This window comes from Ligilactobacillus sp. LYQ135 (genome assembly GCF_053711055.1).
Genome location: NZ_JBSJYT010000002.1, coordinates 1 through 26,181, shown reverse-complemented (window position 1 = coordinate 26,181; position 26,181 = coordinate 1). Strand labels below are relative to the sequence as shown.

Sequence of the window (26,181 nt, the reverse complement as noted above, 5' to 3'; positions counted from 1 at the left end):
ACTTAAGCATTAAAGTAGGAAACAATGTATAATATAAATGTACACTACACTATACTATGGAGGCGATGAAATGAATAAAAAACAAAAGATAAATTTAACATTATCAGCAGCAGGACTTCTTTTAGGAGCATATGTTATTAAATGCTATCAAAATAAATTGAATAACCAGTTAACGTTTGAAGAAAAGAAAGTATTATTTTGGGAGAAAAAAGTTTATGATAAAGTGATACACTTCTTTATAAAAATTCGGGCACATAATTGGGATGAATTAATTAAAAATCGTGATCGCTTCTTTGTGTATTTCGGTAAAAAATCTAATCCAGAATGTTTAAATTTTGCTCCACGATTAAGTTATGTAGCACGAAAAAAGGGAGTTAATATTTACTACATTGATACAACGAAAAAAGCAACTAATCCAATTTTAAAAAAATTAATGGAAGAACTTGAAATTAATAAAATTCCAATGTTACTACACATCGATCAAGGAAAAGTTGCTCGTTATAATTTTGATGAAGAACTAGAAGATTTCATTACAGCACATTATTAAAAAAATAGGAGGCTAGTAAGCCTCCTATTTTTTTAAGATAAATATTCCACTTAAAACAGCAGTTAAAGTAGATACAGTTGCCAACCCTAAATCAACCCAGGGATTACCAATCAACTTAAAAAAATTTTTTAAACAAGTAATTCCTAAAAAAATGGCGGTTAGGAAAATGAGTAAGTATGCAATTTTAAGTGGAACATAATAAGCAATTATAAAAGCTGAAATTAAGAAAAGAATTGTTCTTAAATTATAATACCAAACAATATTTCCAAAAATAGCTTTACTATATGAAAAACTACGATCTTGTGGTGAAGATCCAAATTTAAACATTGTCAGTAAAAGCCAAAAAACATATAATGAAACGCCAATATATCCCAAAATAAAAACTCCTAGTTTAATTTTGTTTAAGTAAATCGGATAATTTTTCCATAAACATAGTAACGAAACGAGTCCGATCAACATTAACTGCAACTTGAGTAGTTGAAGCAGGCTCATTGATGCGTTTTTCATCACCAATAGTTCGTCCTGCATATGGTTCATTAGTATCTACTTTCATATTTAAGTAAATTGTTTGAATGATACTTGGATCAACAGCAGCAGCAACTGCTAACGGATCGTGAAGGGCACATCCATTTAAATGTGGACTTGTAATTTTATATGAATCAATGTAGTAATCAACAATATCAGCGTATTTACTTGCAGAAAAAGTATTTAACTCACGCCAAAGTTGAGTTTCATCTTTGGTTAATAATGTCCGAGTAGTAACATCTAAACCAATCATTGTTAATGGTAGTGAACTTCTAAAAACAATATCAGCAGCATGAGGATCTTGATTAATATTAGCTTCTGTTACAGGACTGACATTTCCTGGAACAGTCAAAGCTCCCCCCATTAACGTAACATGGCCAATTAAAGAAACAATTTCAGGATCTTTTTGAATTGCAGCAGCAAGGTTTGTTAATGGACCTGTAGGAACAATCAGTAATGAGCCTTGATATTTATGTGCAGCTTCAATATAAAAGTCTACACCCGATTGCTGTTCAATACTTCGTTGAGCTTTTGGAAGTGAAACATCGCCTACTCCATTTTTACCATGGATTTTTTGACTAATTGGCATAACATCAAAATGATCAGTTGTACTTGAATGGTTTGCTCCCATAAATACAGGAACTTCAGGATGACCTAATAATTCAAGTAAATCTAAACTATTTTGAGCTGCTTGTTTAGTAATTACATTTCCGTATGAACATACAATTCCAATTAAATCACATTCGGGAGTAGCAAGTGCATATGCAAGTGCTAAAGCATCATCAACGCCAGTATCTAAATCTAAAATCATTTTATATTTTGCCATGAAAAGACTCTCCTTTACTGATATCTTGCTTTTATTCTATCAAAAAGAATTAAAGATTTCAGTGATTTTTTTATATTTTTTTTGGAACGCTCCAATTTGGGATATAAAACTTTTTGCAACATTGTTAGAAGCACGATAGAATAAAAAGATAGATCAATTATTGAGGTACAAATATAATGAAAAAGAAGTCTTTAATCGATTACTTAGCGCAACATACTGAAGAGTTCGACTTTGATGGAGTATTACATTGGAATTGGATTAAATCCCAACGAGCTTTTATTTTAGAGATGGAATTTTTTGTGGAAAATACAGATGATCAAAAAATAATTGACTCTAATAACGTTAGTTCAATTGAACCAGTGATAAATTTTGTTGATGAAATTCTTTTGTATGATCAAACTAAACCATGTTCTTTTAATGAAAATGATTATTTAATAACACTTTCTTTTAATGGGAAAAAAGGATGGACAAAAGGAAAAGCAGATGCATTTTTAACGGTTTTAAAAGAAACTTTGGATAATGGTGAATCAGATTTACTAGATTTTATAAACCAAGATGAAATTGAAGTATTTAATTTGGATTGGAACATGCAAAATTTTGAAAACTATGTTGAAGAAAACAAAGATGAACAGGAAATTTTGCCATATCCTAAATTTTAAGGAGAATATCGAATGAATTGGACAGAATTAATCGTAGAAACTACTAATGAAGCAATTGATGCAGTTACGAATATTTTAATGGAAAATGAAGCTGGAGGAGTTCAAATTGACGATCAAGAAGGCCAAGATGAGGTTAAAATCATCACTTATTTCCCAGATACAATTAATATTGTCGAAAAATTTCCTGAATTAAAGATTAAAATTGAAGGATTAAAACAATATGGGTTAGATCCAGGAAAAGCAAAATTAACGCTAGTTAATGTTAATGATGATTCATGGCGTGATGTTTGGAAAAAATATTATCATCCAGTAAGAGTTACTCGCTATTTAACAATTGTTCCAAGTTGGGAAAAATATCAAAAAGAAATGCCTGATGAAATGGTTATTCGTTTAGATCCAGGACGAGCATTTGGAACAGGGACTCACCCAACCACTAGTTTAGCATTGTTAGCCTTGGAAAAGACAATTCGAGGCAATGAATCCATGATTGATGTAGGAACAGGTTCTGGAATTTTGAGCATTGCAGCAAAGTATTTAGGTGTAAAAAAAGTTGATGCATATGATATTGATGATGAAGCAATTAAGGCAACTAAGGAAAATTTATCTTTAAATCCAATTGCTAAAGATGTTCATGTAGCAACCAATAATCTATTAGAAGGGATAGATCAAAAAGTAGATTTAATTGTAGCTAATATTCTTGCAGAAATAATTATCCCATTAATTCCACAGGCAAAAGAAAGATTAAATAATGGTGGGAAGTTAATTACCTCCGGAATTATTAAGGATAAAAAGAATGAAATTATAACAAAATTACAAGAAAATGGCTTTGTAATTGACGAGATTTTACAACAAAAAGATTGGTTTTCAATTATTGCCCATTTATCGAAGGATGAAATTTAATGCAACGCTTTTTTACAAACGAAGAATTTGAAATTCAGCAAAAAAATAAAAAGTTACTTTTACCAGAAGGGATTTTTCATCATGCAATCAATGTTTTGCGGATGAAAGAAGGTAGTCAATTTGAATTAGTTACTAAAAAAGAGAAAGTTTTTCTTTGTGAAATTTCTGAATTAAAGAAAAAAGAAGGATATTTTATGATTCAAGATGAGCTTATACAATCTGTCGAATTACCAGTTAAAGTTACAATTGTTTGTGGAGTTTCTAAAGGAGACAAAGCGGAAGAAATTGTAAAAAAAGGAACTCAGTTAGGTGCAGATCAATTTATCTTTTTTAATAGTAAATATTCAGTTGCACGCTGGAATGAAAAAAAAGTTAATAAAAAAATCACAAGATTACAAACAATTGCTAAAAATGCGGCCGAACAGTCACATCGTACACATATTCCTAAAGTTAGTTGGCAAACCTCAATTAAAAATATTGGTGAGTTGGCGCAAAATTATCAAAGTAAGATAGTAGCTTATGAAGAATCAGCAAAAAAAGGTGAAAAAACAGCCTTAAATCAAGAATTTGATAATTTGAAGGAAAATTTAGATGGGCAAATGATTGCACTTTTTGGTCCTGAAGGTGGAATTGATTTAACGGAGATTGATGAATTAAGACAATATGGATTCGAAACAGTTGGATTAGGACCACGAATACTCCGAGCTGAAACAGCTCCGTTGTATTTGTTGGCGGCACTTTCATTTGCCTTTGAATTAGAGTAAGATATTAATAAAGATTTTATGAAGGTTGGTTTATATGATCAAATTAAAAAACAAAACAAATTTTTTTAAATATGTAGTAGTAGCTCTTATCTTTACATTTGGAATTCCATATTTATTTCAAGTATTTAATGCAAGTGATGTAACAAAAATTGGATTTATAATTTTTGGATTTGATATGATTTTGGCAATTGTTCAGGGATTTATTGCTGGAAAACGAGATGATGTTTGGTGGGTACTATTAATTTTCCCATTAATGTTTTTATTAACAGCAAAGATGTTTTTTATGAGTGTATTAAGTGTAGTAGCCTTTTTCTTTTTAGCTGCTAGTTTACTCACATATGGAATATTTAAAAATTAATTTTTAAAGAAGGTATGACAGTTTAAAATTCTGGTCACATCTTCTTTTTTTAAAGATATCATCAAAAATTTATTAATAATTGAGGTGATTACATGGAAAAAGAAACAATTTGGTCTGCAGATGATGTAATTGAAATTTGTAGTCAGTATATGAATGATGAACATGTAAAATTAGTAAAAAAGGCATGTGAATTTGCTACTTATGTTCATGGTGAACAATATCGTAAGTCAGGTGAACCCTATATTATTCATCCAATTCAAGTTGCGGGAATTTTGGCTGATTTAAAAATGGATCCAGCGACTGTGGCGGCCGGTTTTTTACATGATGTAGTTGAAGATACAAATGTAACATTAGGTGATATTGAAGAATTATTTGGGCATGATGTTGAGGTGATCGTTGATGGAGTTACCAAATTAGGAAAAATTCGGTATAAATCGCATCAAGATCAACTTGCAGAAAATCATCGTAAATTATTATTAGCAATGGCCAAAGATTTGCGAGTTATTATCGTTAAATTAGCAGATCGATTGCATAATATGCGCACTTTAGGACATTTACGTCCAGATAAACAACGGCGAATTGCAAATGAAACGCTTGAAATTTATGCACCCTTAGCAGATCGGTTAGGAATCAGTACAATTAAATGGGAATTAGAAGATATTTCTTTACGTTATTTAAATCCACAACAATATTATCGCATTGTTCATTTGATGGACTCTAAACGTACAGAACGAATAAACTGTATCAATGAAGCAATTGAAGACATTAAAGATGCCATTAAAGATTTACACATTGAATGTGAAATATATGGAAGACCCAAACATATTTATTCGATCTATCGTAAAATGCGTGATCAACATAAACAATTTAGTCAAATTTACGATTTACTAGCAGTCCGTGTAGTCGTAAAGTCAATTAAGGATTGTTATGCAGTTTTAGGAGCAATTCATACTAAATGGAAACCAATGCCGGGAAGGTTTAAAGACTATATTGCAATGCCTAAAGCTAATATGTATCAATCTTTGCATACTACAGTGATCGGTCCTAAAGGAAAACCATTTGAAGTTCAAATTCGAACTGAAGAAATGCATCGTGTAGCAGAATATGGGATTGCTGCTCATTGGGCATATAAAGAAGGGAAAACTAATCCTGTTAAAGCTACGGATACAGGAGATCGCCTGAATTTATTTAAAGAAATCATTGAATTGCAAGATGAAGCTTCAAATGCAACTGATTTTATGGAAAGCGTTAAAGGAGATTTATTTAGTGATCGCGTTTATGCATTTACACCTAAAGGCGATGTGACTGAACTTCCTAAAGGAGCAGGTCCTTTGGATATGGCATATGCAATTCATACAGAAGTAGGAAATCATACTACTGGAGCAAAAGTTAATGGCAAAATCGTTCCTTTAGATTACCAAATTAAAAATGGTGATATTGTAGATATTTTAACTTCAGCTAACTCGGCAGGACCAAGCAGTGATTGGATAAAATTAGTGCATACAAGTCGTGCACGAAATAAAATTAAAAAATTCTTCAAACAACGCGATCGTCTTGAAAATATTGATAAAGGTCGAGAAATTTTAGATAGTGCCTTAATTGAAAGTGGATATAATCCACGCAAGGTTTTAACTGAAAAAAATATTAAACGTGTACTTGATAAGAAACAACTTCCATCTGAAGAAGAACTTTATGTTGCATTAGGCTTTGGTAATATTCAACCTGCAGGAGTTGTAAACCTATTAACTAAGGATATCCGAGATAAAAAAGCAGATGAAGAACGTAAAAAACAAGAAAAGCAATTGTTAGAAGAGCATAAGACAATTGAAAACATTAATAAAAATGATGAGAGCAAAGATAAACAAAGTAATGTTTTAATTGCTGGAATTGATAATATGATGGTTCATTTAAGTCGTTGCTGTAATCCAATTCCAGGTGATCAAATTGTTGGCTATATAACTAAGGGACGGGGTGTTTCGATTCATCGAATTGATTGTCCTAATGTTAGTGAACAACGGCAGCAAGGTCAACGGTTAATCGACGTTTCATGGAATATTTTATCCAATGATCAAAAACTTTATGATGCAGAATTAAAAATTCAGGGATATAATCGCAGTGGACTTTTAAGTGATATTTTACAAGCTGTTAATAATACCACTAAAACATTAAAGGCTGTTAATGGAAATGTTGATCATAACCAAATGACTACAGTTAGTTTAGTTGTAGGAATTAGAAATAAGGTACATTTGCAACGTTTAATTGATAATATTAAAAAAGTTCCTGATGTATATTTAGTTGAACGTCCAATTCATTAAAGGAGAAAACGCATGAAAATTGTATTACAAAGAGTAAAGTCTGCAGAAGTTACAGTTGGTCAAAAATCCATTGGAAAAATTAATAAAGGATATTTACTACTAGTGGGCTTTAAGGAAGGCGATGGACAGGAGCAAATTGATTATGTCGCCCGCAAAATTGCAAATGCTAGGCTTTTTGAAGATGAAGATGGTAAAATTAATTTGTCAATTAAAGAGGTAAATGGACAAATTTTATCAGTTTCACAATTTACGTTATATGCATCAACCAGAAAAGGAAATCGACCAAGTTTTATTCAAGCTCAAAATCCAAATTTGGCTAAACAAAATTATGATAAATTTAATGCGCAGCTAAAATCATATGGTTTTGAAGTTGAGACTGGCCAATTTGGTGCAGATATGCAAGTAAATTTAGTAAATGATGGACCGATAACAATTATCTATGATACCGATCAAAAATAATGTGAAAAGAGTGAAGAAATTGTATCAAGAATTTTTTTGGGATTTTGATGGGACTTTATTTGATACGTACCCAGGAATGGTAAAGTCATTTGTATTAGCTTTTAAAAATCAAAAGATTGACTTGGATGAAGAAGAAGTTTACCACCATATGCGCCAAACTTCTTTAGGTGAAACATTTAAATTTTATGGTGAAAAGAATAATTTAAAGGATGTTTCACAATTAAGAAAAGCATATGATCAAATTGAAAAGAAGCAAGAAGAACAAATGCATCCGTTTGTTGGTGTTAAAGAAGTACTTGCAAAAGTTGTTGAAAACAATGGGAAAAATTTTTTAATGACACATCGGAATCAAAGTTCCTTAAAAATGCTTGAAGAATTTGATTTAAAAAAATATTTTACCGATGCAGTTACTGCTGAAAATAAATTTCCGCGTAAACCTAATCCAGCTTCATTAAATTATTTAGTGAAGAAATATCAGCTTAATGTTGATAATTGTGTGATGGTAGGAGATCGTGTCTTAGATATTGAAGCTGCACATAATGCGAAAATGGCGGGAATTTTATTTGATTTAGATGATATGATTGTTGCTCCGGTTAATTGTGAGCACCGAATTCATCAGATTAGTGAAATTTTAAATTGGATTAAATAATAAAAAGATGTAATCAATTCGTCTTGTTTGACGAATTGATTACATCTTTTTAATTTGATTCGCTAACTACGGTGGCATTTTCATTTTTACCATCAAAATAAAGTTCCAAACCTTTAGCAACATCACTGGTTACTTTATTTTGATAATTTTTATCAGAAATCATACTAAAATCACGATCGGAGTTAATATAGCCACTTTCTAATAAGATTGCAGGACGATCATTATCGCGTAAAACAAGGAAGTTACCATAAGCAACGCCGCGATTATCAATTCCAACAGAATCTAATTGGCTATTAACATCTTTTGCTAGTCGTAATGAGCCATTATTCTTATGATAATAATATGTTGTAAATCCGCTAGCGGTATTGTCTTGCGGAGAAGAATCAAAGTGAAAACTAATAAATGCATCGGCATGCACCTTTTCAGCTAACTCAGGTCGCTTACTTAAACTTACAGTTTTATCATTTGTCCGAGTCATATATACACGTGCCCCTTTTTGACGTAACTTTTCTGCAAGTTGTTTAGAATATTTTAATGTATATTTCTTTTCATCTTGTCCATCTCGTGACAATGCACCAGAATCATCTCCACCATGTCCAGCATCAATTACAATTGTTGCTTGTGATAAACTTTTGATAGGATAATCATAATTAGGACTAATCATCCATGTGCCTGTCCAACCAGTCTTACCTTTATCAGTTTTAACATATATCCAATTGTATTTATGCTTTAAAACTTTAACGCGACTACCTTTTGCTAAAGAACTTTCTTTTTTTGAATTGATTTCAGGCTTTTCATACAACGCAGCGTCACTTGTTTGAATTGGTACTTGTTGAAAATATATAACAGTACGATATCCTAAAATACTAATAATGATTAAAATAACAACCCAAAGACCTGCTAATTGATTTTCGTTTTCGCTTTCTGACATAATATCTCTCCAACATAAATATTACTTTCATCATAGCAAAAATTTTTAAATATCTGCAAGTTAATTTACAGATATTAAATTTTTTATAATTTAGAACGAAAGAATATTAATGATGAATACTTGACTAAAAAAGAGATCCTTTGTAGAATTTAGCTAGTTAAATAAAACCGGTGAAAAAGACGAGTAACCAGCTAAGAGATTTCAGAGAGCAAATGGGTAGGTGTGAATTTGTATTTTCTTTCTGGTGAAGACACTTTGGAGGTGTACGATTGTACCGTGATGAGCGTTATTCTAAAGCGATAAATTAAGGTGGTACCGCGTGCACATGTGCGCCCCTTGTTGAGTTATTCAACAGGGCTTTTTTTAGTATTTAACGAATATAGTGGAAGGAATGAGTTTTTTTGAAATATCAAAAACCAAAGGGAACTGCAGATATACTAGCTGATGACTCAGCTAAGTGGCAATATATTGAAGCAAAAGCACGAGATTTATTTAAAAAATATCGGTATCACGAAATGCGCACGCCAATTTTTGAAAATTTTGAAGTATTTTCACGAACTTCAGGTGATACTTCTGATATTGTTACAAAGGAAATGTATGATTTTTATGATAAAGGAGATCGTCATATTACTTTACGGCCTGAAGGAACAGCAGGTATAGTGCGTTCTTTTGTTGAAAATAAATTATATGGGCCTGAATATCAAAAGCCATATAAAGTATATTATATGGGACCAATGTTTCGCTATGAACGTCCTCAATCTGGAAGATTACGTGAATTTCATCAAATTGGAGTAGAAGCATTTGGAAGTGATAGTCCAGCTTTAGATGTAGAAGTGATTGCAATGGCAATGGATCTATTGAAAAGTGTTAACATTAATAGTTTAAAATTAGTCATTAATACGTTAGGAGATTTAAAAACTCGTCAAGATTATCGTAAAGCTTTAATTGATTACTTAGAGCCATTTGAAGATCAACTTTCCGAAGATTCAAAAGAACGACTTCATAAAAATCCACTTCGAGTGTTAGATAGTAAAGATGAAAATGATCAAAAAATAGTGGCAAATGCACCATCAATTTTAGACTTTTTAACCGATGAATCTAAAAAACATTTTGAAACAGTTCAAGCATTACTTGAAAGTTTAGGAATTGATTATGAAATTGATGCTAATATGGTGCGAGGATTAGATTACTATAATCATACTATTTTTGAAATTATGAGTGACTCCAAGGCATTTGGTGGTAAATGGACAACGGTATGTGCTGGTGGAAGATATAATGGATTAGTGGAACAATTAGGTGGTCCACAAACTTCCGGAGTTGGTTTTGGCTTAGGTGTTGAACGATTACTATTAGTCTTAGATGCAGAAAATGATAAATTGTCATTAGATGATTATTTAGATGTTTATGTTGTAGGAATTGGATCTGAAACTAATGTAAAAACGTTAGAAATTGTTCAAGCTTTACGTCACCAAGGATATACAGCTGATCGTGATTATCTTGATCGTAAACCTAAGGGACAGTTTAAAACTGCTAGCAAATTAGGCGCACGTTATACGATTACAATAGGTGAACGTGAAATTGTAGAAAATACTGCTAATTTGAAAAACATGCAAAGTGGTGAGGAAAATTCAGTTGATCTAGATGAAATTATGACTCACTTCAAGAACATTATTTAATGCGGAGGAATAATTGTGAGAAGAACAACTTATGCAGGATTAGTTGATGAAAAATATTTAGGACAAGAGGTCGTTTTAAAAGGTTGGGTACAAAAGCGACGGAATTTGGGAAATTTAATTTTTATTGATTTACGTGATCGTGAAGGCATTGTTCAACTTGTGTTTAGTCAAGAATTCGGAGCAGAAGCACTTGAAATCGCTAATTCATTAAGAAGCGAATATGTGATTGAAGTGGTTGGAAAAGTAGTTGCCCGTGATGAAAACGCGATTAATCCCAATATGAAAACTGGAAAAGTTGAAATTGAAGTAAGTGATATTCGTATTTTAAATAAGGCAAAATTGACACCATTTGAAATTGTGGACAACACTAATGCAACTGATGAAATGCGCTTAAAATATCGTTATTTAGATTTGCGGCGACCAGAAATGCAACGTGCTTTAATGATTCGTAATCGAATTACCCAAACAGTTCATCGCTATTTAGATGAAAATCACTTTATGAATATTGAAACACCATATTTAACACGGTCAACTCCAGAAGGTGCACGTGACTACTTAGTTCCTTCAAGGGTATATCCCGGACATTTTTATGCCTTGCCACAATCTCCACAACTTTTTAAACAACTTTTAATGGGGGCTGGTTTTGATCGATATTATCAAATTGCGCGTTGTTTTAGAGATGAAGATTTACGAGGAGATCGTCAACCTGAATTTACTCAAATTGATTTAGAAACATCCTTTATGAGTCAAGATGAAATTATTGAAATGACTGAAGGATTGTTAAAAGCAGTTATGCAAGATACTTTAGGAATTGAAATTAAAACTCCAATTCAACGTATTTCTTGGGATGAAGCAATGGATCGGTTTGGATCTGACAAGCCAGATATTCGGTTTGGAATGGAATTAAAGGACATGGCCCAAGCAGTTAAAGGAGCTGGATTTAAAGTCTTTGATGGCACATTGGAAAATGGTGGTCAAGTTAAAGCAATTACTGTTCCTGGTGGTGCAGATAAGTATTCAAGAAAACAAATTGATGCAAAACAAGAATATATTAAACGATTTGGTGCAAAGGGCTTAGCATGGTTAAAAGTTACAGCTGATGGTTTAGTAGGCCCAATTGCTAAATTCTTTAAAGAACGTGAAGATCAAATTATAGAAGCTGCAAAAGCCAAAGAAGGCGACTTAATATTATTTGTGGCATCAACAAGAAAAGTAGTAGCAGATTCCTTAGGATATTTACGTAAAGAAATTGCTAAAGAGCAAGACATGATTAATGAAAATGAATTTGCTTTTGTATGGGTTGTTGATTGGCCACTGTTTGAATACAGTGAAGAATTCCAACAATATATTGCGGCCCACCATCCATTTACAATGCCAAATGAAGAAGATTTGGAATTATTGAAAACTGATCCACATAAATGTCATGCGCAAAGTTACGATATTGTCTTAAATGGATATGAATTAGGAGGAGGATCAATCCGGATTCATCAACGTGAAATTCAAGAAGACATGCTTAAAGCTTTAGGATTCACAGAAGAAAAGGCCAAAGAACAATTTGGTTGGTTTATGGATGCTTTAGACTATGGTTTTCCACCACATGGGGGCTTAGCACTTGGATTAGATCGTTTTGCAATGCTTCTTGCTAAGAAAGAAAATATTCGTGAAGTAATTGCCTTCCCTAAGAATTCTAAAGCAACAGAACCATTAACTCATGCACCTACAGTTGTTGCTGAAAAACAACTTGAAGATTTGCATATTGAAGTTGAAGAGTCTGATGAAGAAGAATAATTAAATAACTGTAACGTAAGACTGCAATATAAGGTGCAGTCTTTTTTATTGTCCTTTATTACATCTTATTTTAAAAATAGGAGTAAAGAGGTATAATACTAATTTTTTATAGGCTTAAGCCTTTTATAAATAGTTAATCCTTGATAAAATAATAAGCAATTGTATAGTATAATGAAATAAATTATAGGAAAAGTGGTTAAGTTACGATGAATGAGTTACAAAAAATGTGGAAGAAACATGTCTATCTTTCACGGGCATCAGCAGCGTTTATTTATGGATTATTAGTATCAGTTGCAATGAATTTTTTCTGGGATCCTGGCCATATTTATTCATCAGGAATTACTGGTTTAGCTCAGTTATTAAATTCGTTACTTAAACATACAGGATTGCCATTATCAACTGCTTCACTAATTTTTTTGCTAAATGTGCCTTTAATTTTTTTAGCTTGGAAACAAATTGGACATCGATTTACTATTTTTACAATTATTGCAGTTGTAAGTTCTAGTGTGATGATTAAATTACTACATCCAACTGTTCTTACAAAAGATCCAATGATATGTGCAATTTTTGGGGCAATTTTAAATGGTTATGGTACTGGATATGCCTTAAAAAGTGGAATTTCAACCGGAGGATTAGATATTATCAGTTTAACAGTACGAAAAATGACAGGTAAGTCAGTAGGAACTGTTAATATGATATTTAATGCTTTTATTATTTTAGCTGCAGGTCTTGTTTATGGATGGCCATATGCTTTTTATTCAGCAATTGGATTATTTATTAATGCACAGGTAATGGATGCTATTTATACTCGGCAGCAAAAAATGCTTGTAATGGTAATTACTACTAAACCTAATAGTGTGGTTGATTGCATTCAAACTCACATGCGTCGTGGAATTACCATCGTACATGGGGCAGAAGGAGCATATAAACATGATGCCAAATCCATTTTGTTTACAGTAATTACCCGCTATGAAATTCCTGAATTACATGCAGCGTTAAATGAATCTGATCCAGATGCATTTGTAAGTATTTCAGAAAACGTTCATACTATTGGTCATTTTTACGAACCAGAACCTTAAACGGAGAAATTCATAATGAAAGAAATTTATATTGGATTAGTAAAACTTTTTTCAACCATATATAAAAATAGAAATCCACGAAAAGTAATTTATTTAATGAGTTTTAGTGGCAATGAAGAATTTATTTTGAAATTAAATGATGTTTTGAAAAAAAAGAATATTTCATTTGAAGTATTGAGTTTAAATAGCTATAAAAAAAGTGCAGATAAGTTAGCTGATAAGGGAGTAAAGGTTACTTTTTTTGCAGATGGTTTGTCATTTTTACTTAATCATTTAAAAAAAATCATGGAAAGTAAGTTGTTAATTTGTGATAATTACTATGCATTTTTAGCTGGCTGCAATTTTGACCATGATAAAACTCACATTGTACAAATCTGGCATGCAAATGGAGCAATTAAAACATTTGGATGGGAAGAGCCACGAACACAACAGCGTTCAAAAGCAGATAAAAAACGTTTTCAAAAAGTTTACAATCAATTCGATGAGTATATTGTGGGATCGAATAAAATGGCAACAGTATTTGCAAATAGTTATCATGAACCTCTTACAAAAATGAATGTAATTGGTTATCCGCGTACGGATGAACTTTTTGATCAAAGTTGGCGTTTAAATACACGAAAAGATATTTATCAAAAATATCCTGAATTAATGAAAAAAGAAGTTATACTATATGCGCCAACTTATCGTGAGGACAAGAACGGCAAACCAATTTTAAATTTACCTACTAATTTTAATAAATTATTTGATTATCTAAGTGAAGATCAAAGAATCATTATTAAATTGCATCCTCATTTAAAAGAACAGGAATTGAAATTAAAAGAGGAAATCAAAAATACGAATGTAGTGTGGATTAATGATTTTAAGACAAATGATTTATTATTGGTTACAGATCGATTAGTAACGGATTATTCATCAATTATTTTTGATTACTCATTATTAAAGAATGCTAAGCAAATGCTCTTTTTTTGCTATGATTTAAAAGAATATCAAAAGGAAGTGGGAATCCAGTCCGATTTTGAAGAGTGGATCCCAGGAAAATTAGTAAATACTACAGTAGAATTAATTAATCATTTAAAGTCACCAATAACTCAAACAGACTTTACAGAATTTAATAAGAAGTGGAATACTTGTAATGATGGGAGTTCAACTCAAAGAGTAATTGAAAATGAACGTAAATATTTTGAGTAAAAGGGGTGCCAATAATGCGGCAAAGAATTACAGTTTTTGGCTTTTTTAGCGAAGATAATGGCTTAACTACATATTTTAAAACAAATTATCGAGCACTTTTAGCAGATGGATATCAATTTAATATCATTAATATTGCAAGCTATCGACCTGCAAGAGAATTAAAACGGTTTGGAAACTACTATGAAATTCCGTTTTATATTTCAGATGTTAATAATCGAAATTTTTTAAAAAAAAGAAGAGAATTTAATCGGAAATTAAAGACGGCTTATGAAGAATGTCATCTGAGTAGCGAAACAATTCATTTTTATTTAAGTAATGCATGTGATCCTGCTCCGATTACATTAGCTCATAAAGTGGGATTTCAAAGAATAATTACACATGCATATTCAGGATATTCGAGGGTATTTAATTTTGTGCAAATGGAATTACAGCGTATCGGGATGAAAACAATTGAAAAGTATGCTACAGATTATATTGCTGTTTCTAAGGAAACTGCTAATTTCTTTTACTTTAAAAGAATACAAAAAAAAGCACATTTTAAAATTTTAAAAAGCGGCATTCCAGTTCGTAAGCAACGCTTTCATGAGGAACAAAATATTTACTATCGAAAAAGATATAATATTGAAGAAAGTGATTTTGTAATTGGGAATATTGGACGGTTTATTCCTAGCAAAAACCAAATTTTTTTGGTTGAAAGTTTTAACTTGTTTCAAAAAATATACCCAAATACGAAGTTAGTTTTAATTGGAGATGGTCCCTTAATTGAAGATGTGCGTCAACGGGCATATGATTTACATTTGGAAAATAAAGTTATTTTTACAGGATTTCTTGAAAATTCAGAAGAAGTGCAAAATATTTTTAATGTTTTTGCCTATCCTTCACTTGCTGATGGATTGTCTTTGTCTTTGATACACAGTATCGCTAATGGTGCAACCGCAGTAATGGCAGATTCTCAATCTGCTGAACTATCTACAATTGGTGACTCAATGATTTTATCAATTAGTGATCCTCAAGTTTGGGCAGATGCTTTCCATCGGTTAAGTCAAGAAAAATATAATCGAATAGAAGAAAGCCAAAATGCAATGGATGAATTAATTACCCATGGTTATACTGTGGCCACTTCAACACGAGAACTAAAAAAATTATATGGGCAATCAAAATGGGAGAGTCAGTTTTAATGAAGGTTGGAATCATTGGATATAATTTATTTGCTATTGGCGGTACCGTTCAAAGTAACTTAAATTTATTAAATATTTTTAGTGAACGGGGATGTGAAATTACATACTATAACTATGTGCCATTTTATTTACATGATATAAAAAAAGTATGTACTAAGTATCCTCAGTTAAGTAGTGTTCATTTTAAGTTGATCAAAGGATTTTTTAGTAAACAACCTGAAAATAAATTGGATGTAATTTTTATTACTCGTGAAGATTTATTTCCGTTAGCAAAACTGCTTCGTTTTTATTATCCAAAGGCTTTAATTATTGGTGAAATTCACACTCCGTTGCAATTATTAGGTAACTTAAATGGATTAAAGTATTTATCATGTGTTAGAGTTGCAACGAATTCAATTAAAGAAAATTTCGAAAAAAAATATGATTATACCCGAATATACGTCCAGCCTGTAAGTACACGGCATATAAAATGGAATTTTCCAAAAACAACAAAATTAACCACTAATTTTGTAATTCATAGTCGCTTTTTTGAAAAGCAAAAAGATATCATGTATAGTTTGCAATTATTTGAATATTTAAAGAAGCAAAAGCAAACAGGATATCACTTATATATTAATGGAACGGGGAAAGATGAATTACTTTACCAAAAATTTATTAATGATCATCAATTAACCAAAATGATATCAATTAATCAAACTTTACCAAATGATTATATTTATCTATCAACTTCTAATTTTGAATCTTTTGGCTATTCAATTGTTGAAGCAATTGCAAGTGGTCATTTTGTAATTGCTTATTGGGGTGAGGATAAAGTTTTGTATGAAAATTTTAAAAATATTCCCCAAATTATTTGGTTAAAAAAACAATCAGTTGCAACTGATGCTGCTAAATTACAGGAAAGTTCAAAAAAGAAATTAAGTTTAGCGGAATATCAAAAATCAAAGGAAATCATCAAAAATTTAACTGGAAATTATTATGAAAGATTTAAACGAGCAACAATTCCTTATAAATCAATTAAATTTGAATCAGTTAAATTAACTAAAACTGTAATGCAAGATATTCAAAGTGAAATTGAAGGTAACTTAGGGAAGTTAAATCCTTCTATGATAAAAAAGATTTATTATTGGATGTTACACCATCCAATATTTAATAAACTTTTTCAAAATAAATTATTTCAAAAATTTAAAAGTAAAGTGGAATGATGGGATGGTAATTTTTAATGAGTAATTATGTGTTAACGTCAGATATTTATAAGGGATATAAACATGCAGGCCCTAAAGCTAAAGCTGATATTAATAAATTTTTAGGTGATGCTGGCTGGAAAATTTTAGATCTAGATTTACCAATTAAAAGATTTCCGAAATTAATGTATCGTTTTTTTAAATTGCCTAAATTATTTAAAAATAAAAATATCGATAATATTGTTTTTCAATATCCGATGTACTCGGTTTTTTTAACTAAATCGATTATTAAAGCAGTCCGCAAACAAACAAATGCTAATTTAATTTTTGTAATTCATGATTATGAAGCAATTCGTAAATATAAGGGAGATCAAAAATTTTTTAAAAACGAAGTTGAAATTTTTAACTCAGTTGATTGTTTAATTGTACATAGTGAAGCCATGAAGCAAAAGATGCAAGAAGCTGGAATTACAACTAAAATGGTGATATTAGGTGTGTTTGATTATTATAACCCTCAACCAATGATTGAAAATCAACAGTATGATCATTCAATTTGTTTTGCTGGCAATTTAGAAAAATCTTCGTTTTTAACACAATTGAGTTTGACTAAAAGTCATGCTTATTTATTTGGCATGGATCCAGCTGAACACTATCCTCAAAATGTAACTTATGAGGGCTTATATCAAGCTGAAGAATTACCTAAACATATAAAAGGCAATTTTGGATTAGTTTGGGATGGATCTTCTTTAAATGGAGATGGTGGAATTTATGCAGATTACCAACATTATAATGCTCCACACAAAACTTCTCTTTATTTAAGTTCAGGAATGCCAGTAATTGTTTGGAAAAAAGCCGCAATCAGTAAATTTGTTGTTAATCATCAAGTGGGAATTGCGGTTGATGACTTGAACAATTTAGATGAGATTCTTAACGAAATTTCGCAAGATGAATTTTTACAATTACAAAAAAATGCACATCAATTAGGGGAAAAGCTAAGAAACGGAATGATGATTAAAACAGCAATTAAAGAAGCCAAACAACTGATTGCAAAATAATGGTAATTCAAGATTGATGGTTTATAATTTTTATAGGAGCTGATTAAAATTAAGAGAGTAATTACATATGGAACATTCGATTTGTTGCACTATGGACATGTTAATTTGTTACGGCGTGCTAAGGAATATGGAGATTACCTAATCGTAGGATTGTCAACTGATGAATTTAATTGGGAACAAAAACATAAAAAGTCCTATTTTGATTATGATAAGCGCAAGGAGTTACTAGAGGCAATTCGATATGTTGATTTAGTTATTCCAGAAAGCAGTTGGGATCAAAAGAAAGAAGATATGCATAAGTTTGACATCGATACCTTTGTGATTGGCGATGATTGGAAGGGGAAATTTGATTACTTAAAAAAAGAAGGTGTTGACGTTGTGTATTTACCACGGACGCCTGAAATTAGTACAACTCAAATTAAAGATGATTTAAATGAAAAATGAAAGGGAAATAGTAATATGTTAATGGGATCACATGTAAGTATGAGTGGGAAAAAAATGTTGCTTGGTTCAGCTCAAGAAGCAGCCAGTTTTAAGGAAAATACGTTTATGATTTATACTGGAGCACCGCAAAATACTAAACGGAAGCCAATCAGTGAAATGAATATTCCAGCTGGAAAAGAATATATGAAGGAACATGATTTATCTCATATTGTAGTACATGCTCCTTATATTATTAATTTAGGAAATACCAAAGCTCCTGAAAAATTTAATTTTGCAGTGGAATTTTTACATGATGAAATTAAACGTGCTGAAGCATTAGGTTCACATCAAATGACTCTTCATCCGGGTGCACATGTAGGAGCAGGTCCTAAAGCCGCAATTGAAAATATTGCTAAGGGATTAAACGAGGTTTTGACTGCTGATCAAACGATTCAAATTGCAATTGAGACAATGGCAGGAAAAGGAACTGAGGTAGGTAGGACGTTTGAACAAATTGCTGAAATCATCGATAAAGTAAAACTTAATGATAAACTTTCCGTAACTTTTGATACTTGTCATACTAACGATGCTGGTTATGATATTAAAGATGATTTTGAAGGAGTTTTAAATGAATTTGATCATATTATTGGATTAGATCGATTAAAGGTAATTCATTTAAATGATTCTAAAAATCCTCGTGGAAGTCATAAGGACCGGCATGCTAATATTGGATTTGGAACAATTGGATTTGATGCTCTTGATAAGATTGCTCATTTTGATGAATTAAAGGATATTCCTAAAATTTTAGAAACACCTTTTATTGGGCCTGATAAGAAGCATAAATATGCACCGTATGGGTACGAGATTAAAATGTTGCGTGCACAAAAATTTGATCCAAATTTACAGAATGAAGTATTAGAAAATAAGGGCAAATTAAAATAAAAAGATAAGTTAATTTAGTTATATTTCAATAAAAAAGAATTGTGGTTCACCACAATTCTTTTTTTTGCGGAATTAATGCAATTATAATGGGAATTTAAATATTCGAAGTAAGCGTTTTAAAAATTAAGGCTATTGAAAAAATATGATAATAGTTCGTTTTTGATATAACGTCTAAATTACATATAGATTATTTTGTATTCATTATTAATGATAAATTTATAATTCATGTTATTAATTGACGTTGCACTCTAACTTTTAATGTTATAAGATACTTAATTGGATAAATAAGTAAGTAGAAGGGATCAGAGTTAATGCTTGGGAATTTTGAACTATACTATCCAGTTATTATGTCATTTGTCTGGATAATTGGCTCAATTTTTTTTAATTTGAGTGAACGACAATTTGTAAAATATCGTTCTAAAAAAGAAGATGATGGCCCATTAGTAGAAATTTTTATGTCTTGTTACAATGAAGAAACGATGTTGTCATCTTCAATTGAGTCTTTAGAAAAAATTACTTATAAGAATTATCGGATTATTTTAATTGATGATAAAAGTACTGATAACACTTTAGAAGTAATGCACCAATTGGTTAAAAAATATTCTAATATAGTCGTTAAAGCACAGCCAGAAAATATGGGAAAAGCAATGGCTCTTAATCGTGCTTTAAAAGAAAGCCAGGCGGAATACATTTTGTGTGTGGATGCAGATACTGAGTTTGAAAAAGATGCAGTAAGTTATTTAGTTTCGGCAATTTCAGCAGACAAAAAAATTGCGGCTGTTACAGGACGCCCAATTGTAAAAAATGTTTCAACGATAATGGGTAAATTACAATTTTTGGAGTATATTATGAATATCGACATGATAAAACGAGCTCAGTCTTTTTTTCTTGGTCATATTTTAACCGTTTCAGGAGTACTTACACTTTTTAGAAAAAGTGCATTAGATAAAATTAATGGTTGGAGTACTGAAGCGATGACGGAAGATATTGATGCAACTTGGAGAATGTATGATCATGGATATTATTGTACTTATCAGCCACGGGCATTATGTAAAATTTATGTTCCAGGAACTATTCGAGGATTTATTCGCCAAAGAATTCGTTGGGGACGTGGCGGTTTAGAAGTACTGAGAAATCATTTTAGCAAAATTCCAGTTTTAACATTAGGACAACGCTTATTAGCTTTAGATATGTGTTGTAGTTATTTATGGGTTTTTGCAGTTTCTTTTGCAACATTTAAAGTTTTTTTTGAGTACTTTTTTATTAAAAATTTACGGATAAGTCTAGGAGCTTTAGTAGTTTATTATTTAGTTACATTAATGTTTTATGGATACTCTAAATATGTTAATCAAGGAAATGATTATATTCAGTACACAAATTACTGGTTATATTTACCAGTTTTCTTTTATGCATATTGGTTAAGTAATATTATTGTTGTTTTCTCAGCTTTTTATCATCTTTTTGATGCGGTAAGATATGCTGCATGGGGTGCATCTGATCGGGGGGAAAGTTAATGCATTTAACTGATAAGTTGAAAAAATGGTTAATTTTCTTTGGTTTAATTGCCGGAAATTTATTGCAAATATTTATTATTGTACTTTTTATTGATTTTCTCCAGCAAGAATTTGCTGAGTGGCAAGTTAATCTTTATGTCCTAACTAATTGTAACTATGAAGTATTTGCAAAAATGTTTAAGCTACTAGTAGTTTCAATTATTATTGTAATGGTAATAGCATTAGGACGTTATTTGTGGTTTAAAATGCGATATTTAAAACGAATTTCAAGTGAAATAAAGGATGTTAATAAGCACAATGAAGAAAATTAGTAATTTTTTTAAACGTTCGTGGCATTTCATTTTTGTGGTTGTATGCATTTCAATTGTGGTATTTATTGGTATTTCTGAACATGATGCCAAAATAAAACAAGCAAATGTTCAAAAAGAAATTAGTAATGGAAAATTATCGAAAAATGAATTAAATAAGGATGGAATTTTGGTTTTATGTTATCACCGTGTTTCAGAATCAAATAAAACATTGTCAGCACGATTAACATTGAATTTATCAAATAATGAGCAACTTCATGAATACACAGCATCAAAGCAAACATTAGAAAAACAAATTCTATATTTAAAAAAGAATAATGTAAAAATTATTTCAATGGAAAAAGCAATTCAGTTGGTGAAGAAGGGTAAACCAATGAAGCATAAATATGTTGTTTTTACGTTTGATGATGTTGATCGAACAATTGTCGATAATGTTGATCCACTATTTAAAAAGTTAGGTGATATTCCATATACAATTTTTATTGTAACTCAAAATACTGGAAGATATGATAATGGAACTAAGTTAGCAACATGGGATGAACTTCATCAAGTTTTAAAAAATTCAAATGTTACTATTGGAGTTCATACCAATAAAATGCATTATTTGATTAATAATAAACCAGCATTGAAGTATGCGAATAATTACAATGAGTTTGTTAAGGATTACAAAAAATCACAACAAATCATCCAAAAGCATACGGGGCATAAAACACCATACTTTGCTTATCCTTATGGCGAAGGAACTGCAAAAGAACAAAAATATTTAGCAAAACAAGGAATGTATACATTTTCATTAGATAATGGAATTATTACTCAAGATCAAGACTTAACGCAACCACTACCACGAACTATGGTTGATAAAGAAACGTGGAATGATGTAGTAAAAAAATGGGTAGGAAATGATGAACAATAAAATTAAATATATAAAAAGGATAGTGAATTTTATATCATGGGTATTTATTGGCGTCGTAATTATGATTGTCGTGACATGTTTTTATAAATTAAATCAGATTACGGGTTATACAGGTGATGATTTTATTTACCATTTTGTATATAAAGGCTCCTGGCCAACTACACAACTAGAACATATCAATAACGTATTTGATTTAATTCGCTCAATTAAAACACATACAGAGATATGGAATGGAAGATTTGTCGCACATACACTGGTACAAATCTTTATGCAGTTTCCAAAAAGTGTATTTAATATTGCTAATACATGTGTTTTTATTTTGATCGGTATTCAAATTAATTTATTAGTTTATCGAAAACTACGTGATCTAAATCCAATGTTTTTATTGGCAACTTACTGTGCAATGTTTTACTTTCTTCCGGATTTTGGAAGAGCTGCTTTATGGTTATCTGGTAGTTTTAATTATTTATGGATGTCAGTTTTATATTTGTTATTTTTATGGCCATTAAGGTGGCAATATGTCCCTCAAAATGAAACTTTATTTACTATTTATATGATGACTTTAGGTTTCTTAGTAGGTGCAACTAACGAAAACATCGCTCCAGTATTTTTATTGATTGCTTATGCATATTATTGGCTTACTGATAAAAATGAAATCAAAAAGTATATATATCCAAGTGTTTTTACTTTATTAATAGGTTTTGCTTTATTAATAACTCATAATGGAGGACAGGCGGCCTCACAAGAAGGTGAAGCTTTTCAAATCAAGAAAATTATAAGTCAATTTATAGCATATGATGGAATATTATTTATACTTTGTTTAATTACTATTTTAATTTTAATAGTAAATTTAAAGAAAAAAGGTGGTGTAAAAGATAGTTTAATTAGTATGAGTATTTTTATACTGGCAGCGTTAACTAGTATTGGAGCGTTAATTTTATCACCACAAGTACCACCACGAACATTTTTTGGAAGTGTAATTTTTTTAATTGCTGCTAGTTTAATTGGATGTAAACAGTTAATAAAATTAGCCAAAATTAATTGGGGAATTGGACTGGTTATTACATGTTTAATTAGTATAGTCGCATTTCAAAGATATAATGATATTTACCCAAGATTATTAGCTAATTTTGAGCGTTTTTATACAGCTGAAATGATTATTAAAGAAGACAAAAGAAAAGGACAACAGGATGCATTTGTACCAGGAATGAATCGTGATTTGTCAGAATACAGTGCATATAATCAAACTGCTTATTTAGAAGGTGGAGATGATCATGATCCAAGTGGTTTATGGGAAAATACGTGGATGGCAAAATATTATGGAATAAAACGAATTTATATTGATAACACAGTGAAGTTAAAAAAAGTGCCACAACAAATAGCACAAAAACCATGGATTATTAAAAAAATAGACCAAATAAAATAAAAAATCCCATTGAATTAAGTTAAAACTAATTCAATGGGATTTTCTTAAATAAGAAAACAGGCCCCAAGTAAAACTAAATCAATGAGAATTGAATATTTAGCAATTTGTTTGGGTTTAAATTTATCATAGAAAGTAATATAAAAATATGTATTACCAAATTTGAAAAATTTTCCCATAAAGTGATATAAGAAAAATAATATTTGTAATAAAACTAAAATTGCGAATATTCCAGCTAAAATCTGATGCATGCTAAACTCCTTATAATTATTTATTAACCATAGTATCATAGATCGATTTATCTGGCATTATCCAAATTATAACAGCACATAAACTAATGAAAATAGTACTTAATTGGTAAGAATAACCCACAATAATGGCTAGAATGTTAATAAATAAATTAATTAATGTGAAGCTTAAGTAGGAAAACTTTAACTTTAGGCAAATTTTAAATTTGAGGATTTGGGAGTAAATTTTCATGCAAAAGTAAATAAAAGGATAAATCAATGCAAAGCATTAAAGAAGCATAAAATAACTCGGGAATTCGATTTATTATAATATGACGTGCTAACCATGAAATTGCAAAAGGAATAAAAGTAATTAATAGTAAAAATAAACTATTAACCCATAAAATTTTTGAGTTGATTTTTACATTTGAAGAATGCCGAAAAATTTTGCTATGGTTAATCCAATACATTGAAATTAAGATAAAGCTATAGATATTTACTAGAGTACATTAAGGAATTCAAGGTTGCATTTGTTGGAACTTTAATATCTGAAACTATTAATGTAGTTACAATGGCGATAACTGGCATTCGTAAAATCTTCTAAATGAGCAGTATCATTCATGTAAATTCACTTCTTTAAAATGATTTATATGATAAAGTATAGTGCGAAGTGAATGATTTTATAAACTAAAAAGTTTATAGGTCAAAAAGTAGCTTTTATGGTATGATATGTAAAGATGTAAATTATGTATTTACAAGATAATCACTTTGTTGTAACTCTCAATATGGAAAGGTGAAAATATGAAAATCAACGTTGATAACTATATTAAGCAACACCCCTCATTAGTGCAAATTAAAGATCAAAAACCAACATTTTGGGTTAATCCTGATCGTGTTTCTGAAGATCAAATTTGGGAGCATGAAGAGTTTGGTTTGAAAGATGTTGAAGCAGCTGAGGCTGATTTAAGACGTTATGCACCATTAATTGCTAAAATTTTTCCAGAAACAGCTAAAACAAATGGAGTTATCGAATCTAAACTTGAAAAATTAGATAAGATGCAAGCAGAAATTGAAAAAAATCATGAATTTCACGGGCAACTATATATGAAGATGGATTCAGACCTTCCAGTTGCTGGCTCAATCAAAGCACGCGGTGGTATTTATGAAGTTTTAAAGCATGCTGAAGAGATTGCATTAGAAGAAGGTTTGCTTTCTTCTAAGGAAGATGATTATACAAAATTAGCTACTCCAGAAGCTAAAAAATTATTTTCACAATATAAAGTTCAAGTTGGTTCAACTGGGAATCTTGGAATTTCTATTGGAATTACAGCAGCAGCTTTAGGTTTTCAAGCAATTGTTCATATGAGTTATGATGCAAAAGAATGGAAGAAGGAATTACTTCGCCAAAAAGGTGCTCAAGTAAAAGAATATGATACTGACTTCAATATTGCTTTGAAAAAAGGACGTGCAGAATCAGATGCTGACCCAAAGAGTTATTTTGTAGATGATGTTAAATCAACCATTTTATTCTTAGGTTATGCAACTTCAGCATTACGTGTAAAAAAACAATTTGATGAATTAGGGATCACAATTGATAAGGATCATCCAATTTTTGTATATAGTCCTGCTGGTGTTGGGGGGTCTTCAGGCGGAACTGCCTTTGGAATGAAAGCAGTATTTGGAGAAGCAGCTCATGTTTTCTTAATTCAACCAACACATTGTCCAAGTATTCCATTAGGAATGATTACAGGATTAAACAATGATGTCTCTGTTCAAGATATTGGTCTTGATGGTAAAACTGAAGCTGACGGACTTGCATGTCCAAGTCCTTCTGTATTTTCTGGTGATTACATGAAGCCAATGTTAGATGGAATTTTTACTGTTGATGATGCGGCGTTATTTGATTATTTACGCGAATTGCATTCATCTGAAGGTATTACCATTGAACCATCTTCATGTGCTAGTTTTGAAGGTGCAGTTAAATTATTTGAAGATCCATACGCGCAAGAATATATGAACGCAAATGGATTAGATCAAATTCAAGATAACATTACTCATTTAACCTGGGCAACGGGTGGAAGTATGGTTCCAGAAGAAATTAATAAGAAGAACTTAGAAACATATTTATAATATAAAAATAAAGAAGCTACAATATGAAGTGAACCCCAAAAGTTGGACACTTTATTAAATTAAGCAGTTAGGGATTGAGTTCTGTACTGAACAGGACTTAGCCCTTTTAATTTTACCTTAATTCTTTCATTATTATAGTAATAAATGTACTGATGGATTGCTCGAATTAATTCATCAGTATTTTTATATTGGCTTTCATAACCATAAAACATCTCTCTTTTCA

Annotated in this window: 27 protein-coding genes and 1 other annotated feature; of the genes, 22 read left to right on the top strand and 5 right to left on the bottom strand. The window is 30.8% G+C overall.

The annotated features are described in order from the left end of the window. The first annotated feature begins 70 nt into the window (after positions 1–70). Complete coding sequence (locus tag ACWCL1_RS02035; RefSeq protein ID WP_454545272.1) at positions 71–547, top strand: thioredoxin family protein; 477 nt, start codon at positions 71–73, stop codon at positions 545–547. Positions 548–571: 24 nt separating this feature from the next. Here ACWCL1_RS02035 and ACWCL1_RS02030 read toward each other — a convergent pair whose 3' ends face one another. Together ACWCL1_RS02030 and ACWCL1_RS02025 are read right to left on the bottom strand one after the other, a co-directional pair. Next, positions 572–922: a hypothetical protein gene (locus ACWCL1_RS02030; RefSeq protein WP_454545271.1), complete on the bottom strand. Its 351-nt coding sequence runs from the start codon at positions 920–922 to the stop codon at positions 572–574. 16 nt (positions 923–938) lie between these two features. After that, positions 939–1,898 carry a nucleoside hydrolase gene (locus ACWCL1_RS02025; RefSeq protein ID WP_454545270.1) on the bottom strand — a complete coding sequence of 320 codons (960 nt, stop codon included), beginning with the start codon at positions 1,896–1,898 and terminating at the stop codon, positions 939–941. A gap of 176 nt (positions 1,899–2,074) precedes the next feature. On the opposite strand from ACWCL1_RS02025, the gene ACWCL1_RS02020 reads away from it, so the two are divergent. From ACWCL1_RS02020 to ACWCL1_RS01990, 7 genes are all read left to right on the top strand, one after another. Then, entirely contained in the window at positions 2,075–2,557 is a 483-nt protein-coding gene (locus ACWCL1_RS02020; protein ID WP_454545269.1) for a DUF3013 family protein, read from the top strand. A 12-nt stretch (positions 2,558–2,569) separates the two neighbouring features. After that, on the top strand, positions 2,570–3,457 hold the full coding sequence (gene prmA, locus ACWCL1_RS02015) for a 50S ribosomal protein L11 methyltransferase (protein WP_454545268.1): 888 nt from the start codon (positions 2,570–2,572) through the stop codon (positions 3,455–3,457). Then, entirely contained in the window at positions 3,457–4,221 is a 765-nt protein-coding gene (locus tag ACWCL1_RS02010; protein WP_454545267.1) for a 16S rRNA (uracil(1498)-N(3))-methyltransferase, read from the top strand. Before prmA ends, ACWCL1_RS02010 begins: the two co-directional genes overlap by 1 nt. A 34-nt stretch (positions 4,222–4,255) precedes the next feature. Then, positions 4,256–4,579: a hypothetical protein gene (locus ACWCL1_RS02005; protein ID WP_454545266.1), complete on the top strand. Its 324-nt coding sequence runs from the start codon at positions 4,256–4,258 to the stop codon at positions 4,577–4,579. A 92-nt stretch (positions 4,580–4,671) separates the two neighbouring features. Beyond that, a complete protein-coding gene (locus tag ACWCL1_RS02000; protein WP_454545265.1) occupies positions 4,672–6,894 on the top strand; it encodes a RelA/SpoT family protein in 2,223 nt (740 codons plus the stop codon). Between the two features lie 12 nt (positions 6,895–6,906). Further along, positions 6,907–7,353, top strand: coding sequence for a D-aminoacyl-tRNA deacylase (gene dtd / locus ACWCL1_RS01995; RefSeq protein WP_454545264.1), 447 nt, complete (start codon positions 6,907–6,909; stop codon positions 7,351–7,353). 19 nt (positions 7,354–7,372) lie between these two features. Continuing rightward, positions 7,373–8,002 (top strand): HAD-IA family hydrolase, encoded by a 630-nt coding sequence (locus ACWCL1_RS01990; RefSeq protein ID WP_454545263.1) that lies wholly within the window; start codon positions 7,373–7,375, stop codon positions 8,000–8,002. A gap of 49 nt (positions 8,003–8,051) precedes the next feature. Here the strand turns inward: ACWCL1_RS01990 and ACWCL1_RS01985 are convergent, their stop codons facing one another. Continuing rightward, the gene (locus tag ACWCL1_RS01985) at positions 8,052–8,933 is read right to left on the bottom strand and encodes an N-acetylmuramoyl-L-alanine amidase (RefSeq protein ID WP_454545262.1); all 882 of its coding nucleotides are present in this window, start codon (positions 8,931–8,933) and stop codon (positions 8,052–8,054) included. A 161-nt stretch (positions 8,934–9,094) separates the two neighbouring features. After that, positions 9,095–9,273 (top strand) — a binding site (T-box leader). A gap of 61 nt (positions 9,274–9,334) precedes the next feature. Here ACWCL1_RS01985 and hisS point away from each other — a divergent pair. From hisS to ACWCL1_RS01920, 13 genes are all read left to right on the top strand, one after another. Next, positions 9,335–10,609 carry a histidine--tRNA ligase gene (hisS, locus tag ACWCL1_RS01980; protein ID WP_454545261.1) on the top strand — a complete coding sequence of 425 codons (1,275 nt, stop codon included), beginning with the start codon at positions 9,335–9,337 and terminating at the stop codon, positions 10,607–10,609. 15 nt (positions 10,610–10,624) lie between these two features. Then, positions 10,625–12,397, top strand: coding sequence for an aspartate--tRNA ligase (aspS, locus tag ACWCL1_RS01975; RefSeq protein ID WP_454545260.1), 1,773 nt, complete (start codon positions 10,625–10,627; stop codon positions 12,395–12,397). 206 nt (positions 12,398–12,603) lie between these two features. Continuing rightward, positions 12,604–13,476 (top strand): YitT family protein, encoded by an 873-nt coding sequence (locus tag ACWCL1_RS01970; protein ID WP_454545259.1) that lies wholly within the window; start codon positions 12,604–12,606, stop codon positions 13,474–13,476. 15 nt (positions 13,477–13,491) lie between these two features. Then, entirely contained in the window at positions 13,492–14,664 is a 1,173-nt protein-coding gene (locus ACWCL1_RS01965) for a CDP-glycerol glycerophosphotransferase family protein (RefSeq protein ID WP_454545258.1), read from the top strand. Between the two features lie 14 nt (positions 14,665–14,678). Continuing rightward, positions 14,679–15,842, top strand: a complete 1,164-nt coding sequence (locus ACWCL1_RS01960; protein WP_454545257.1) for a glycosyltransferase — start codon at positions 14,679–14,681, stop codon at positions 15,840–15,842. Further along, positions 15,842–17,044, top strand: a complete 1,203-nt coding sequence (locus tag ACWCL1_RS01955; protein ID WP_454545256.1) for a glycosyltransferase — start codon at positions 15,842–15,844, stop codon at positions 17,042–17,044. Before ACWCL1_RS01960 ends, ACWCL1_RS01955 begins: the two co-directional genes overlap by 1 nt. A gap of 17 nt (positions 17,045–17,061) precedes the next feature. Further along, on the top strand, positions 17,062–18,078 hold the full coding sequence (locus tag ACWCL1_RS01950; protein ID WP_454545255.1) for a sugar transferase: 1,017 nt from the start codon (positions 17,062–17,064) through the stop codon (positions 18,076–18,078). A 48-nt stretch (positions 18,079–18,126) separates the two neighbouring features. Next, positions 18,127–18,522: a glycerol-3-phosphate cytidylyltransferase gene (tagD, locus tag ACWCL1_RS01945; protein WP_454545538.1), complete on the top strand. Its 396-nt coding sequence runs from the start codon at positions 18,127–18,129 to the stop codon at positions 18,520–18,522. Between the two features lie 15 nt (positions 18,523–18,537). After that, a complete protein-coding gene (locus ACWCL1_RS01940) occupies positions 18,538–19,443 on the top strand; it encodes a deoxyribonuclease IV (protein ID WP_454545254.1) in 906 nt (301 codons plus the stop codon). A gap of 311 nt (positions 19,444–19,754) precedes the next feature. Then, positions 19,755–20,957, top strand: a complete 1,203-nt coding sequence (locus ACWCL1_RS01935; protein WP_454545253.1) for a glycosyltransferase family 2 protein — start codon at positions 19,755–19,757, stop codon at positions 20,955–20,957. Then, entirely contained in the window at positions 20,957–21,268 is a 312-nt protein-coding gene (locus ACWCL1_RS01930) for a hypothetical protein (protein WP_454545252.1), read from the top strand. The genes ACWCL1_RS01935 and ACWCL1_RS01930 overlap by 1 nt, the downstream gene beginning before the upstream one ends. Then, positions 21,255–22,178, top strand: a complete 924-nt coding sequence (locus ACWCL1_RS01925; RefSeq protein WP_454545251.1) for a polysaccharide deacetylase family protein — start codon at positions 21,255–21,257, stop codon at positions 22,176–22,178. The genes ACWCL1_RS01930 and ACWCL1_RS01925 overlap by 14 nt, the downstream gene beginning before the upstream one ends. Before the next feature lie 22 nt (positions 22,179–22,200). Further along, positions 22,201–23,604: a DUF3329 domain-containing protein gene (locus ACWCL1_RS01920; protein ID WP_454545250.1), complete on the top strand. Its 1,404-nt coding sequence runs from the start codon at positions 22,201–22,203 to the stop codon at positions 23,602–23,604. Between the two features lie 445 nt (positions 23,605–24,049). On the opposite strand, the gene ACWCL1_RS01915 is transcribed toward ACWCL1_RS01920, so the two are convergent. After that, the gene (locus tag ACWCL1_RS01915) at positions 24,050–24,298 is read right to left on the bottom strand and encodes a TMEM175 family protein (RefSeq protein ID WP_454545249.1); all 249 of its coding nucleotides are present in this window, start codon (positions 24,296–24,298) and stop codon (positions 24,050–24,052) included. A 331-nt stretch (positions 24,299–24,629) separates the two neighbouring features. On the opposite strand from ACWCL1_RS01915, the gene ACWCL1_RS01910 reads away from it, so the two are divergent. Next, entirely contained in the window at positions 24,630–25,958 is a 1,329-nt protein-coding gene (locus tag ACWCL1_RS01910; RefSeq protein ID WP_454545248.1) for a D-serine ammonia-lyase, read from the top strand. A gap of 59 nt (positions 25,959–26,017) precedes the next feature. Here ACWCL1_RS01910 and ACWCL1_RS01905 read toward each other — a convergent pair. Beyond that, on the bottom strand, positions 26,018–26,181 hold a 164-nt coding region (locus ACWCL1_RS01905; RefSeq protein WP_454545537.1), incomplete at its 5' end, for an IS3 family transposase.